The organism is Pseudomonas cremoris, from assembly GCF_014230465.1.
The window spans coordinates 1-13,362 of the sequence record NZ_JAAXCY010000006.1 but is presented as its reverse complement, the minus strand read 5'-3'; the positions used below and the strand labels follow the sequence as shown (position 1 = coordinate 13,362).

The following is a 13,362-nucleotide window of genomic DNA, read 5'->3' as shown; positions in this document are numbered from 1 at the left end:
TGTTGCCGGCAGTTGGGGGCGATCCTAGACGGGAAAGCTTTCAGCCAGCTTTCGCTGGGAAAACAGGTGATGACGGGAAGACGCACGGTCTTGAGGTACACGCAGATCAACTGTGGGAGCGGGCTTGCTCGCGAAAGCGGTGTGTCAGTCGGCGCGTCATCAACTGACACACCGCTTTCGCGAGCAAGCCCGCTGCCACATGTTGAACTGTGTTTGGCAGTGACTTATCAGGGCAGTTCGAGGCCGCCGGCCGCCTTGTGAAGCTTGCGCAAGTGTTCGCCCACCTGCTTGAGGTTGGCCTCACACGCAGCAATTTCATCCGCACGGGACGGGTCCAGCAGCGCCCTCACCTCTTTATCCAAGTCGCCAGTCAGCGATTGCAGTTGCTTCTGGCGCTCGGCACTTTCCGATTCCAGGCGCTTGGCTTCCGACGGTTGCGGCAAGCCGTAGCCACCGCTGTCCAGCAGTTCTGCCGGGCGGCTGAGGAAGCCGCTGTTGGCGAGGATTTGTTGCAGGGTGTTATTGGCTTTCTCCATGCCGCCATTTTTCAGCTCGCGGGCACCGAGGTAGCGCTGTTTGACTTCGTCCTGGGCCAGCATCAACTGCTTGCGGTAGCTGGCTTGCTCCAGCAGCAGCAACGCGGCGCTGGTACGCAGGTCGGCCTGGTCGAACCAGGGGCGGCGTTCGGCGGCGCTTAAGGACAGCCAGTCTTCGACCTGGGTCTGTTTGATTGGCAGGTATTTGCGCAGCACTTCAAACATCGCCTGGTAGCGCTCGCGGAAGGAGTCGAAGTGATAACCCAGGCGCAGGGCATTGCGTTTGTCGTCGAGCACGCTGGTATCGGCCAAGCCGCGAGCGCTGAGGACTTCCAACAAACCGTTGGGGGTGATGTTGTCCAGGCCAGTCAGTTGCGGGTTGGCGCTGCCGCTGCGCAACAGCTTCAGGCTCTCTACTGCGCAGTTGTTGGAAATGAAGAAGTAGTTGCCGTCATAGCTCCAATGCATCTCGGCGGCGTGCTCGACGGTGTCGTTGATTTCCTGGCGCGTCAGTTTCAAGGGCACGGAGGCCAGGCCGCGCAGCTCGGTCTTGGTGTATTCGTCGATCACCTGGGCCAGTGGCAGCACAAACAGCCGCGACGGGTACTTGCCCACCAGTCCATCCCAGCTCGACAACTGAACGTCACCGACGAAGGCGCGGTAGGACAGCACCAGATGCTGGTCCAGGTCCAAGCGACAATCCGGACCACGCGGGCGACCGGGGGCGCAGATCACCAGGCGCAGCATGCTGTGACCCCAGCGGCTGACCAGATTCTGGTTGGCTTCGGCCAGCAGGTAGTCGATTTCGTAGACGCGCTCCGGGTCGATCTGGCCCAGCGGCGTCTTGGCAAAGTCGTTGCCTGCGTTCAGGAAGGCATAGGTCTTGGCGCAGGTGTCCTGCTCGGGCGGTGCCCAGCCGAAGTGTTCCTTGTAATAACGAAACAGCGCGGGGCGTCGGCAGCCGTAGCTGGGGTCGAGCAGGAAGTACTCCATGTTGACCGCCACGAATTCCAGCGGGCTGGTGGTTTCGTAGATGTCCGGGCTGCGGGCGACCTGATGGTTGTGCTGTTCACGTTCGCCACGGCGCCCGACGTATTGCGGCCAGCCGGCGAGGTCCAGCAGGCGCGGGTCGTCGCTGAGGGTGAAGCGGCGGTCATTCTGGCCACGGCATTGATCGGGCAGGCCGATCAGGCCGGTGATGTTGTTCTGGCGGCTGCAGCGGTTGATCAGCGCACGGTCTTCCTTGGACCACAGGCGCGCACGGTCATAGATGTGGGTCAGTTCATGCAGCACGGTGGCGAGCATTTCCCGGCGCACAGTGCCGTGGGGGCGATTGGTTTTCTGGGTGGCGGCGCTGCCATCAGTGAGGCTGGCGAGCAGGTTGCTGTTGAGGTCCAGCTCGGAGACCAGGGACGCCTGGCCGTAGGCGTTGCTGGGCATCTTGTCGGTCCAGCCGACATCGATGCGCCGGTCCAACTGCTCGATAAAGCGTGGCGGCAATGAGCGCATCGCCTCGTCGAGCAATGCCTGGCTGGCCTGTTGTTCAGCCGGGCTCAAGCCATCGGTCTTGAGCCGCAGTTGCAGGCCGGCCTGGGCTGCGCCTGCACAGAGCAGCACAGCCCACGCCAAGAGCCAGGCGGCGAGGCGCCTCACAGAGCGAGGATAGCTTCGGCGAGGCTCTGGTCGCTGGCGTCACGCGTTTCCGGCATGCGCGTACGAATGGTGTCGAAAGCCGCTTCCAGTTGTGCGCCACGGATCTCGCCGTTGGTGGCGACGAAACTGGCGGCATCATCGTGGGCTTCACGCACGACCTTGGAGTCGCGGATGGAGGTGGTGGTGTCCGAGGTGAAATCGATGGTGCGACCGGAGGCGCGAACAATGATGTTACTGGTGGCCACCAGGGTATGTGCCTGGGCGACGTCGGCCAACAACAGCAGGCCAAGGGTGGCGGCGATCAGCGGGCTACGCATGGAATAACTCCGAATACAAAGATGGAAATACAAAGATGATTATTGGACGAGAATTGCTTGCGCCAGTTCACGGTCGCTGGCGTTAAGTTTTGGCTGGGTACGGCGCAGGTAATCCAGCGCCGACTCAAGCCTTGCCCCCCGCCATTGGCCGTCTGTGGCAATGAACGCGGCCGCATCATCCTGGGCAGCGACGATCACTTTGCGGTCGAAGGGCGCAGACGTCACCTTGCTGGTGGCGTACGCGCTCGCGACAGTGCTCTGGGTGGTCACGTCAAAGGCCGAAGCCAATGGCGACCAGCCAGCGCAAAACAAAACAGGGACTATTAACAGGCGGTATGAAAAAGCCATGGGACTCGACAACTGAAAACGAGCGCCAAGGCTAGCGCAATGCCCGGGCGAGAGCCAGCGCCGGGGTATCGGGCCCGTTGTCAGATAGCCAGGATCGCTTGGGCCAGCTGTGCGTCAGTCGCGGTATTGAGTTGTGGCGCTTGTTGGCGGATCTGGGCCAGGGCGCTTTCCAGCTTCACGCCACGAATGGCGCCTTCGCTGGCGACAAAGCTGGCAGCGTCGTCACGGGCGGCGCGTACGACCTTGTTGTCACGCAGGGACGATGTGGCATCGGAGGTCGCATCGGAGGTGGCTTTGAGTGCGCCGACGATCGAGTCAGTGGTCACGATAAGGCTGGTTGCGCTGGCGTTGGCAGCCACGGCCAACAGGGCAGCGGCACTCAGCAGGCGAAGACGGGACATGGGATGACTCCTTTAAATGAACGGATAACGTGGCGCAGGGCCGCCAATGTGGATCAGACGCCTGCTTTAAACAGTTCGCCACGCAGTGGCTGGATATTAAGCCGCCGTTTATCCGTTCGGAAAGCCTCTTGACCGCCTAGTCACGCCAGAAGGGCTTGGACAATTCGCTCAGACGGTCGCTGGGGCTGATGCCCACGTCGGATAATTCCCGACGATCCATTTGAGCCAGCTGGCGTCGCTCATGGGCTTGGCGTGCCCAGCGTGCCAGCGTGCAGCCCGTCTTGTTTAGTAACCGTCTATAGAGAGGGGGTTGGGTATCCATGGCGAGCACCTTTCATGAGCTACTGGAACACCATGTTGGGGGAGTCGCCATGACCAATACAGATACACCGGATCTAAATTGTACCGTCTAACTGTTTTGTTTTTTAAACTGTACCTGTCGCTATGAATGGCTTCTGTTCGACCGTCCAAAACCCGGATGCCAGAAACAACAAAGCCCGCCTCCGGTTACCCGGGGCGGGCTTTGTTTTGACGAATCTGGTTGCTGGCGGTGGACCCGTTAGGTCAGGGCCAGCGAGCGCCAATTAGCGCCAGAACGGCTTGCTCAGCTCTTCGTAGCGTTGAGCTTCGCTGATACCAGCGTCAGCCAGCAGACGCGAATCCAGACGAGCCAGTTGGTGGCGGCTGGAGATGCGGCGCTGCCACAACATCAGGTTGGCGATAACGCGCAAAGGCAGGGAGGCCTGGGTGTTTACAGCTTTTTCTTCGAAGAAGAGATCGGAACTGAGTGTACGTTCCATGATGACATCCTTCCGCTTGTGGCGGGATTAGGTAGTGGTTTAACTGATGCCAATGATCCTCCTCCGCCGCAAGACTCTCTAGATACAGTTCACCTGTATTGTGAGGGGCCAGTTAACTGTTTAAGGGTGCTGTACTGTACAGAAATGGGGCAACTGTACCTGTCCGCACTGAAACAGTGCGAAATAGGCGTTTTCGGTGAGTTGAGTAGGATATTTCGGTAAGAAATGACCGGTACAGCAGTACAGTTTTTTTCAAAACGCTTAGAGGTGCAGCCGAGCTGATGAAACTGTATTTGCATCAGCTCGGATCTGTATCAATCACGCCTTGAGCATATGCCCGGTTTCTTCCAGGTTGATGTGCCAGCTCAGTGCTTCGCGCAGGATGTGCGGTGTGTGCCCGCCGATGGCGCACGCGGCATCGAAGTACGTGTTCAGCGCATCGCGATACGCTGGGTGCACGCAGTTGTCGATGATCACTCGCGCCCGTTCGCGTGGCGCCAGGCCGCGCAGGTCGGCCAGCCCGACTTCGGTCACCAGGATGTCGACGTCATGCTCGGTGTGGTCCACGTGGCTGACCATCGGTACCACGCTGGAGATCGCGCCGCCCTTGGCGATGGACTTGGTCACGAAGATCGCCAGGTGCGCGTTGCGCGCGAAGTCACCTGAGCCGCCGATACCGTTCATCATCCGCGTGCCGCAGACGTGGGTGGAGTTGACGTTGCCGTAGATGTCGAACTCCAGCGCGGTATTGATCCCGATAATACCCAGGCGACGCACCACCTCAGGGTGGTTGGAGATCTCTTGCGGGCGCAGTACCAGCTTGTCCTTATAGTGTTCCAGGTTGCCGAACACGTCGGCATTGCGCCGCTCCGACAGGGTGATCGAGCTGCCCGAGGCGAAGCTGAGCTTGCCGGCGTCGATCAGATCGAATGTGGAGTCCTGCAACACTTCAGAGTACATCGTCAGGTCTTCGAACGGCGATTCGATCAAGCCGCACATCACCGCGTTAGCGATGTTGCCGATGCCGGCCTGCAACGGGCCGAGCTTGTTGGTCATGCGCCCGGCGTCCACTTCCTGCTTGAGGAAGTTGATCAGGTGATTGGCGATGCCTTGGGTGTCGCTGTCAGGCGGCGTCACCGTGGAGGCAGAGTCGGCCTGGTTGGTGATCACGATGGCGACGATCTTCTCCGGTGGGATCGGGATCGCGGTGCTGCCGATGCGGTCGTCGACTTTCACCAGCGGGATCGGTGTGCGGGTCGGGCGGTAAGTTGGGATATAGATGTCGTGCAACCCTTCCAGGTTCGGGTTGTGCGCCAGGTTGATCTCGACGATGACCTGCTTGGCGAAGATCGCGAAACTGGCCGAGTTGCCCACGGAGGTGGTGGGCACAATGTGGCCCTGCTCGGTGATTGCGACTGCCTCGATGACGGCGATGTCCGGCAGCTTGAGCTGGTTGTTGCGCAGTTGCTCAACCGTTTCCGACAAATGCTGGTCGATAAACATGACTTGGCCGGCGTTAATCGCCTTGCGCAGGGTGCTGTCGACCTGGAACGGCATGCGTCGGGACAGTACGCCCGCTTCGGTCAGTTGCTTGTCCAGGTCGTTGCCCAGGCTGGCACCGGTCATCAGGGTGATTTTCAGCGGTGACGTCTTGGCGCGTTCGGCCAATGCGTGGGGGACGGCCTTGGCTTCACCGGCACGGGTAAAGCCACTCATGCCGACGGTCATGCCGTCCTCGATCAGTGCGGCGGCGTCTGCCGCGCTCATGACCTTGTTCAACAACGAAGGCAAGCGGATGCGATCACGGTACATGGATTCTTATCTCAGGCTACGGAAGCAAGGTGCGCAGTTTAGTGATTTCAAAAAATTTCGGCCCGCTACCATGGTCGAATGCCGGGCAGCGATTTAGAGCCTTTGGTCGGGTTTCATGGAGTAATAAAAAACCCCAGCCTACGGGAGGCCGGGGTTTCGAGTATTGCGCTGTAGCAGTGTTACTCGACGGCTTTGACCATGTCTTCGATGACCTTCTTCGCGTCACCAAAGACCATCATGGTCTTGTCCAGATAGAACAACTCGTTGTCCAAACCGGCATAGCCGCTGGCCATTGAGCGCTTGTTGACGATGATGGTCTTGGCCTTGAAGGCTTCGAGGATCGGCATGCCGGCAATCGGCGAGTTGGGATCGTTCTTGGCGGCCGGGTTGACCACGTCGTTGGCGCCCAACACCAGCACCACGTCGGCCTGGCCGAACTCGGAGTTGATGTCTTCCATCTCGAACACCTGGTCGTAAGGCACTTCGGCCTCGGCCAGCAGGACGTTCATGTGGCCGGGCATACGGCCCGCCACCGGGTGGATCGCGTACTTCACGGTGACGCCGCGGTGGGTGAGCTTCTCGGTCAGTTCCTTGAGCGCATGTTGCGCCCGTGCCACTGCCAAGCCGTAGCCTGGAACGATGATCACGGTGTCAGCGTTGGTCAGCAGGAAGGTCGCATCGTCGGCCGAGCCGGATTTGACCGGGCGTGCTTCCTTGGAACCGGCAGCGGCACTTGCATCCGGCGTATTGCCGAAACCGCCGAGCAGTACATTAAAGAAGGAACGGTTCATCGCCTTGCACATGATGTACGACAGGATCGCGCCGCTGGAGCCCACCAGGGAGCCGGCGATGATCAGCATCGAGTTGTTCAGCGAGAAGCCGATACCCGCCGCTGCCCAGCCGGAGTAGCTGTTGAGCATCGACACCACCACCGGCATGTCGGCGCCGCCGATAGGGATGATGATCAGCACGCCGAGCACGAACGCCAGCGCCAGCATCAGCGCGAAGGCGGTGAGGTTGCCGGTGAACATGAATGCCAGGCCCAGGCCAAGCGTCAGCAGGCCGAGCACCAGGTTCAATTTATGCTGGCCGCCAAACTGTACCGGTGCGCCCTGGAACAGGCGGAACTTGTACTTGCCCGACAGCTTGCCGAACGCGATCACCGAACCGGAGAAGGTGATGGCGCCGATGGCTGCGCCGAGGAACAGCTCCAGGCGGTTACCGGCAGGGATCGCATCACCGAGGTGTTTAACGATACCCAGGGACTGCGGCTCGACCACGGCGGCAATCGCAATGAACACCGCGGCCAGGCCGATCATGCTGTGCATGAACGCCACCAGCTCCGGCATCTTGGTCATTTCTACGCGCTTGGCCATGATCGAACCGGCGGTGCCGCCGACCAGCAGGCCCACGATCACATAACCGATACCGGCGGTTGCGAGCTCAGCGCCGAGCTTATAGATGAGGCCCACGGTGGTGAGTACCGCCAGCGCCATGCCGAGCATGCCGAACAGGTTGCCGCGTCGCGACGTGGTGGGGTGCGACAGGCCTTTGAGAGCCTGGATAAAGCAGATCGACGCGATCAGGTAGAGCGTCGTTACCAGATTCATGCTCATTACTTCTGCACCTCTTTCACAGCTTTGGGCGCTTTCTTCTTGAACATCTCAAGCATCCTACGTGTAACCAGGAAACCGCCGAACACGTTCACCGCCGCCAAGGCCACGGCCAGGGTGCCCATGGTCTTGCCCAGCGGCGTCACGGTGAGGGCGGCGGCCAGCATGGCGCCGACGATCACGATCGCGGAAATCGCGTTGGTCACCGCCATCAGCGGCGTGTGCAGCGCGGGGGTGACGTTCCAGACCACGTGGTAACCGACATAAATCGCCAGCACAAAGATGATCAGGTTGTAGATACCGGGGGAGATAAGCTCTTCCATCGTCTGAATCCCTGTTTAGGCGTTTTTGCGGATGACTTGGCCGTCGCGGCACATCAGGCACGCGGCGACGATGTCGTCTTCGAGGTTGATTTCAAACTGCCCTTCCTTGGTGAAGACCAGCTTCAGGAAGTCCAGCAGGTTGCGCGCATACAAGGCCGAGGCGTCGGCGGCGACAGCGCCGGCGAGGTTGGTCGGGCCGCAGATGATCACGCCGTTTTCCACAACGACCTGGTCGGCGACGGTCAGCGGGCAGTTGCCACCTTGGGCGGCGGCGAGGTCGATGACCACGGAGCCGGGTTTCATCTGCGCGACGGTGTCGGCGCTGAGCAAGGTGGGTGCCTTGCGGCCTGGGATCAGCGCGGTGGTGATGACGATATCGGCTTGCTTGGCGCGTTCGTGCACGGCCAGGGCCTGGCGCTGCATCCAGCTGGTGGGCATCGGGCGGGCGTAGCCACCGACACCGACGGCGCATTCGCGTTCTTCATCGGTTTCGTACGGCACGTCGACGAACTTGGCGCCGAGGGATTCGATTTGCTCTTTCACGGCGGGACGCACGTCGGACGCTTCGATGACTGCCCCCAGGCGTTTCGCCGTAGCGATGGCCTGCAGGCCAGCAACGCCTGCGCCGAGGATCAGCACGCGAGCAGCCTTAACGGTGCCAGCGGCTGTCATCAGCATCGGCATAAAGCGCGGGTAGTGATGAGCGGCGAGCAGTACGGCTTTATAGCCGGCGATGTTGGCCTGGGACGACAGCACGTCGAGGCTTTGGGCCCGCGAGGTGCGCGGCGCGGCTTCGAGGGCAAAGGCGGTGATGCCGCGTTCGGCGAGCTTGGCGATGGTTTCGTTGCTGAACGGGTTGAGCATGCCCACCAAGACGGTGCCGCTTTTGATCAGCGTGAGTTCGCTGTCGCTGGGGGCTACCACTTTGAGAATCAGCTCGGCGCCAAACGCATCGTCGGCACTGCCAATGGTTGCGCCTGCCGTTTCATAGGCACTGTCAGTGATGCTGGCCTTGATGCCGGCTCCGCTTTGTACAGTGACCTTATGGCCCTGGCCGATCAGCTTCTTGATGGTTTCCGGGGTGGCAGCCACCCGCGTTTCACCGGTCTGGGTTTCGAGAGGAACACCAATGTGCACGTCAAATCTCCTGCATGATCTTTTTGCTTTTGATCTTTTTGTAAAAAGGCCAGTGCACCGCGAGTGGCGCAACTGGGGCGGCCGATCAGCACGATCCCGCTGAAATGACAGCGGGGCGCGGCATTTTGCAGGCGAACTTTACGGCCTTCAAGGGATTATGACGGGTGACGAAAAATTAACTACAAGTCACCCTGTGACTGATTGTCGCAACACTCTGAAATAACCTCTTCAAATACAAAGATTTAAAGGGCTGTAGGCATTTATGGTGTCTTTCGTCATCGCCAATGTGAATAGTCGTGCATTGACCTGCGATAGTCGCTACAAGCCATGATAATCATGGCGTTGAAGCTGATTTTTAGCCAACAGGTACAGTCTGTTTAAATGCGACATATACGTATATCTGTAGGATCTTAATTTAACTGACTACAAAGTCAGCAATTGGCTTTTGGCCTTTAAACGCTGGGGCTGTAGCGCTGCGACTGATCAATCAACCAGTCCCTGAAGGCATGCAGCGAGGCTGATTCGACTTTTCTGTCGGGAATCATCAAGTAGTAAGCCTTCGAGCTGGTCAGCGCTTCGGGGCTCGCGATGACCAACTGGTGCTCCTCCAGTTCGCGCTGGATGAGGAACGGTGGAATCAGCGCGACGCCCATGTCATGCATGGCGGCCTGGGACAACATCGAGAATAGCTCGTAGCGCGGTCCCGTCATGTCGCGGGGGATATTCAGTTGCTGGGCGTTGAACCACTGGCGCCAGGCATAAGGGCGGGTGGTTTGCTGCAGCAGTGGCAGTTCCGCGATTTGCTGGGGGCTGAATTGCACATGGTTGCCGAGTAAGCGCGGGCTACATACGGGGACGGGGTTTTCTCCCATAAGGCGGTGGGATTCAGTACCTGACCAGTCGGCATCGCCAAAGTAGATCGCCGCATCGAATTCAGTGTCGGCAAACAGAAAGGGCCGCGTGCGGTTGGTAAGGTTGACTGTGACTTCCGGGTGTTGGCGCTGGAAGTCCTTGAGGCGCGGAATCAGCCACTGGGTACCAAATGTCGGGACCACCGCCAGTTCGATCACATTAGCGCCCTGCTGGCCCATTACTGACAGGGTGTCGCGCTCCACCGCATCCAGTTGTGTGGCGATACGGCGGCTATAGGACAGCCCTGCTTCCGTCAGTTTGACGCCGCGCCGTGAGCGGCGAAACAGCTCGACACTTAAAAACTCCTCAAGGCTGGCTATCTGTCGACAGATGGCGCCTTGGGTGATGGAAAGTTCAAGCGCCGCCTTGGTAAAGCTCTCGTGACGGGCTGCCGCTTCAAAACTGACAAGGGCGGTGGTGCTGGGGATTTTTCTGCGCATGTACCTTGTCCTCACATATAAAGCGCACCAGCGGTGCTTTTGGATGTTTCGAAGTGAGAAATTAGCACAAGCCTATGCGGAAACCTCGTTTGCCCTCCTCGGTCAGCGGGCCTAGGCTGCATCCACGACATCTGATTTATCTTCGCGAGGACTTATTCATGGCTGGCAAGGCAAGCTTCAACTGGATCGATCCACTGCTGCTGGATCAACAGCTCACCGAAGAAGAGCGCATGGTGCGTGACAGCGCCGAGCAGTTCGCCCAGGACAAGCTGGCGCCGCGTGTGCTCGAAGCCTTCCGTCATGAAAAGACCGACCCTGCGATCTTTCGCGAGATGGGCGAAACCGGGCTGCTGGGCGCGATGATTCCCGAGCAGTACGGCGGCAGCGGTTTGAACTACGTCAGTTATGGGCTGATTGCCCGTGAAGTCGAGCGCGTTGACTCCGGTTATCGCTCGATGATGAGTGTGCAGTCATCGCTGGTAATGGTGCCTATCAATGAGTTTGGTACCGAAGCGCAGAAGCAAAAGTATCTACCGAAGCTGGCCTCGGGTGAGTGGATTGGTTGTTTCGGTCTGACCGAGCCTAACCATGGTTCGGACCCGGGCGCGATGATTACTCGTGCGCGCAAAGTAGACGGTGGCTACAGCTTGACCGGCGCGAAGATGTGGATCACCAATAGCCCGATCGCTGATGTGTTTGTGGTGTGGGGCAAGGATGATGCCGGTGATATTCGCGGGTTTGTCCTGGAGAAGGGCTGGAAGGGTCTCAGTGCTCCGGCGATTCACGGCAAAGTTGGTCTGCGCGCGTCCATTACCGGTGAGATCGTGATGGATAACGTCTTTGTGCCGGAAGAGAACATCTTCCCGGACGTGCGTGGCTTGAAAGGGCCATTCACTTGCCTTAACTCGGCGCGCTACGGCATCTCCTGGGGCGCGCTGGGCGCTGCCGAATTCTGCTGGCACACCGCTCGCCAGTACACCTTGGATCGTCAGCAGTTCGGTCGTCCGTTGGCAGCTACCCAGTTGATCCAGAAAAAACTGGCCGACATGCAGACCGAGATCACCCTGGCCCTGCAAGGCTGCTTGCGTCTGGGGCGTATGAAGGATGAAGGTACGGCGGCGGTCGAGATCACCTCGATCATGAAGCGAAATTCGTGTGGCAAATCCCTGGATATCGCACGGATGGCGCGCGACATGCTCGGTGGTAACGGTATCTCTGACGAGTTCGGGGTGGCGCGTCATTTGGTCAACCTGGAGGTGGTCAATACCTACGAAGGTACCCATGACGTGCACGCCTTGATTCTCGGTCGTGCGCAAACCGGTCTTCAAGCGTTCTATTAATAGGAGAGCTGGCATGGGCGCACTTTCGCATCTGCGAGTACTGGATTTGTCGAGAGTGCTGGCGGGGCCTTGGTCCGGGCAGATACTTGCAGACCTTGGGGCCGAGGTTATCAAGGTCGAGCGACCGGGGAGTGGTGATGACACGCGCGCCTGGGGGCCGCCCTTTCTCAAGGACGCTTATGGCGAGAACACCAGCGAGGCGGCGTACTACCTGTCGGCCAACCGTAATAAAGAGTCGGTGACAATCGACTTCACGCGACCGGAGGGGCAGAAGCTGGTGCGGGATCTCGCGGCCAAGTCCGACATCCTGATCGAGAATTTTAAAGTCGGTGGTCTGGCGGCGTATGGGCTGGACTATGAGTCGCTCAAGCAGATCAACCCGGAGTTGATCTATTGCTCGATCACGGGGTTTGGTCAGACAGGGCCCTATGCCGCACGTGCCGGCTATGACTTTATGATCCAGGGGTTAGGCGGGCTGATGAGCCTGACTGGCCGGCCTGAGGGTGACGAGGGTGCAGGGCCGGTGAAGGTGGGGGTGGCGCTGACTGACATTCTCACCGGGCTTTACTCGACCGTGGCGATCTTGGCGGCGCTGGCTCATCGGGATCATGATGGGGGCGGGCAGCATATTGATATGGCATTACTGGACGTGCAGGTGGCTTGCCTGGCGAATCAGGCAATGAATTACCTGACGACGGGAGTGCCGCCCAAGCGCTTGGGCAATGCACATCCGAATATTGTGCCGTATCAGGACTTTCCTACGGCCGACGGCGACTTCATCCTCACGGTAGGTAATGACGGGCAGTTCCGTAAGTTCGCTGAGGTGGCGGGTCAGCCGCATTGGGCGGACGATCCTCGTTTCGCGACTAATAAGGTGCGGGTGGCTAATCGCGCTGAGTTGATTCCGCTGATACGCCAGGCCACGGTGTTCAAGACAACGGCTGAGTGGGTGTCACAGCTGGAGCAGGTTGGTGTGCCGTGTGGGCCGATCAATGATCTGGCGCAGGTGTTTGCTGATCCGCAGGTCAAGGCGCGCGGGCTTGCGATGGAGCTACCTCATGCGCTGGCGGGGGCTGTGCCCCAGGTGGCTAGTCCAATACGGTTGTCGAAGACGCCGGTGGAATACCGTAGTGCGCCACCTTTGTTGGGGGAGCATACGGTTCAGGTGCTACAGAGCGTATTGGGGCTGGATGTGGCGAGTGTTGATGCGTTGAGGGTTGCGGGCGTTATCTGAGTGGTTCCTTCTATATAGATACGTGGGGCTTGGGGTTGGTCGTTTTTTAATCAATCAGAAGTGTTTGATAGAAAACCTGAATTAAAGGTTGACGGCAGATTCTGGAGGCCTATAATTCGCCCCACTTCCGGCGCAGTCGAAACGGAAAACTCCTTGGTAAACAATGAGTTATGTAGATTTCGGCAGTCAGTTGCTTCAGTTCATCGAAGCCCGCAAGAAGTTGAAAAAGAGGTGTTGACAGCAGCGTGTAACGCTGTAGAATTCGCCTCCCGCTAACGAGTAATCGGAAGCGCAAGTGGTTGAAGTTGTTGAAGAAATCTTCGAAAACTTCTGAAAATAATCACTTGACAGCAAATGAGGCTGCTGTAGAATGCGCGCCTCGGTTGAGACGAAAGATCTTAACCAACCGCTCTTTAACAACTGAATCAAGCAATTCGTGTGGGTGCTTGTGGGGTCAGACTGATAGTCAACAAGATTATCAGCATCACAAGTTACT

13 protein-coding genes are annotated in these 13,362 nt (G+C 58.9%); 2 read left to right on the top strand and 11 right to left on the bottom strand.

Going from position 1 to position 13,362, the window contains the following annotated elements:
• Positions 1–227: 227 nt before the first annotated feature.
• From HF257_RS16045 to HF257_RS15995, 11 genes are all read right to left on the bottom strand, one after another.
• Positions 228–2,189 (bottom strand): DUF7844 domain-containing protein, encoded by a 1,962-nt coding sequence (locus HF257_RS16045; RefSeq protein ID WP_185709700.1) that lies wholly within the window; start codon positions 2,187–2,189, stop codon positions 228–230.
• Entirely contained in the window at positions 2,186–2,506 is a 321-nt protein-coding gene (locus HF257_RS16040) for a DUF2388 domain-containing protein (protein ID WP_185709701.1), read from the bottom strand. Before HF257_RS16040 ends, HF257_RS16045 begins: the two co-directional genes overlap by 4 nt.
• A gap of 39 nt (positions 2,507–2,545) precedes the next feature.
• Entirely contained in the window at positions 2,546–2,854 is a 309-nt protein-coding gene (locus HF257_RS16035; RefSeq protein WP_185709702.1) for a DUF2388 domain-containing protein, read from the bottom strand.
• 80 nt (positions 2,855–2,934) lie between these two features.
• A complete protein-coding gene (locus HF257_RS16030) occupies positions 2,935–3,255 on the bottom strand; it encodes a DUF2388 domain-containing protein (RefSeq protein WP_032862677.1) in 321 nt (106 codons plus the stop codon).
• 136 nt (positions 3,256–3,391) lie between these two features.
• A complete protein-coding gene (locus HF257_RS16025; protein ID WP_185709703.1) occupies positions 3,392–3,577 on the bottom strand; it encodes a DUF1127 domain-containing protein in 186 nt (61 codons plus the stop codon).
• A 262-nt stretch (positions 3,578–3,839) separates the two neighbouring features.
• Positions 3,840–4,055, bottom strand: coding sequence for a DUF1127 domain-containing protein (locus tag HF257_RS16020; protein ID WP_010168694.1), 216 nt, complete (start codon positions 4,053–4,055; stop codon positions 3,840–3,842).
• Between the two features lie 318 nt (positions 4,056–4,373).
• Positions 4,374–5,867, bottom strand: coding sequence for an acetyl-CoA hydrolase/transferase family protein (locus tag HF257_RS16015; RefSeq protein WP_185709704.1), 1,494 nt, complete (start codon positions 5,865–5,867; stop codon positions 4,374–4,376).
• A gap of 179 nt (positions 5,868–6,046) precedes the next feature.
• Positions 6,047–7,483 carry an NAD(P)(+) transhydrogenase (Re/Si-specific) subunit beta gene (locus HF257_RS16010; RefSeq protein ID WP_185709705.1) on the bottom strand — a complete coding sequence of 479 codons (1,437 nt, stop codon included), beginning with the start codon at positions 7,481–7,483 and terminating at the stop codon, positions 6,047–6,049.
• A complete protein-coding gene (locus HF257_RS16005; RefSeq protein WP_057432530.1) occupies positions 7,483–7,803 on the bottom strand; it encodes an NAD(P) transhydrogenase subunit alpha in 321 nt (106 codons plus the stop codon). Before HF257_RS16005 ends, HF257_RS16010 begins: the two co-directional genes overlap by 1 nt.
• A 15-nt stretch (positions 7,804–7,818) precedes the next feature.
• Positions 7,819–8,940, bottom strand: a complete 1,122-nt coding sequence (locus HF257_RS16000; protein ID WP_185709706.1) for a Re/Si-specific NAD(P)(+) transhydrogenase subunit alpha — start codon at positions 8,938–8,940, stop codon at positions 7,819–7,821.
• A gap of 452 nt (positions 8,941–9,392) precedes the next feature.
• Positions 9,393–10,292, bottom strand: a complete 900-nt coding sequence (locus HF257_RS15995) for a LysR family transcriptional regulator (RefSeq protein ID WP_185709707.1) — start codon at positions 10,290–10,292, stop codon at positions 9,393–9,395.
• Positions 10,293–10,450: 158 nt separating this feature from the next.
• Here HF257_RS15995 and HF257_RS15990 point away from each other — a divergent pair, with 158 nt between their 5' ends.
• Both HF257_RS15990 and HF257_RS15985 read left to right on the top strand, forming a co-directional pair.
• Positions 10,451–11,632 (top strand): acyl-CoA dehydrogenase, encoded by a 1,182-nt coding sequence (locus tag HF257_RS15990; protein WP_003187423.1) that lies wholly within the window; start codon positions 10,451–10,453, stop codon positions 11,630–11,632.
• A gap of 13 nt (positions 11,633–11,645) precedes the next feature.
• The gene (locus HF257_RS15985) at positions 11,646–12,866 is read left to right on the top strand and encodes a CaiB/BaiF CoA transferase family protein (RefSeq protein WP_185709708.1); all 1,221 of its coding nucleotides are present in this window, start codon (positions 11,646–11,648) and stop codon (positions 12,864–12,866) included.
• Positions 12,867–13,362 lie beyond the last annotated feature (496 nt).

Bases quoted from the DNA above. Each gene is read 5' to 3' on its own strand.
- HF257_RS16040 (WP_185709701.1), bottom strand. From the start codon at position 2,506: ATGCGTAGCCCGCTGATCGCCGCCACCCTTGGCCTGCTGTTGTTGGCC.
- HF257_RS16035 (WP_185709702.1), bottom strand. From the start codon at position 2,854: ATGGCTTTTTCATACCGCCTGTTAATAGTCCCTGTTTTGTTTTGCGCT.
- HF257_RS16030 (WP_032862677.1), bottom strand. From the start codon at position 3,255: ATGTCCCGTCTTCGCCTGCTGAGTGCCGCTGCCCTGTTGGCCGTGGCT.
- HF257_RS16025 (WP_185709703.1), bottom strand. From the start codon at position 3,577: ATGGATACCCAACCCCCTCTCTATAGACGGTTACTAAACAAGACGGGC.
- HF257_RS16020 (WP_010168694.1), bottom strand. From the start codon at position 4,055: ATGGAACGTACACTCAGTTCCGATCTCTTCTTCGAAGAAAAAGCTGTA.
- HF257_RS16015 (WP_185709704.1), bottom strand. From the start codon at position 5,867: ATGTACCGTGATCGCATCCGCTTGCCTTCGTTGTTGAACAAGGTCATG.
- HF257_RS16010 (WP_185709705.1), bottom strand. From the start codon at position 7,483: ATGAGCATGAATCTGGTAACGACGCTCTACCTGATCGCGTCGATCTGC.
- HF257_RS16005 (WP_057432530.1), bottom strand. From the start codon at position 7,803: ATGGAAGAGCTTATCTCCCCCGGTATCTACAACCTGATCATCTTTGTG.
- HF257_RS15995 (WP_185709707.1), bottom strand. From the start codon at position 10,292: ATGCGCAGAAAAATCCCCAGCACCACCGCCCTTGTCAGTTTTGAAGCG.
- HF257_RS15990 (WP_003187423.1), top strand. From the start codon at position 10,451: ATGGCTGGCAAGGCAAGCTTCAACTGGATCGATCCACTGCTGCTGGAT.
- HF257_RS15985 (WP_185709708.1), top strand. From the start codon at position 11,646: ATGGGCGCACTTTCGCATCTGCGAGTACTGGATTTGTCGAGAGTGCTG.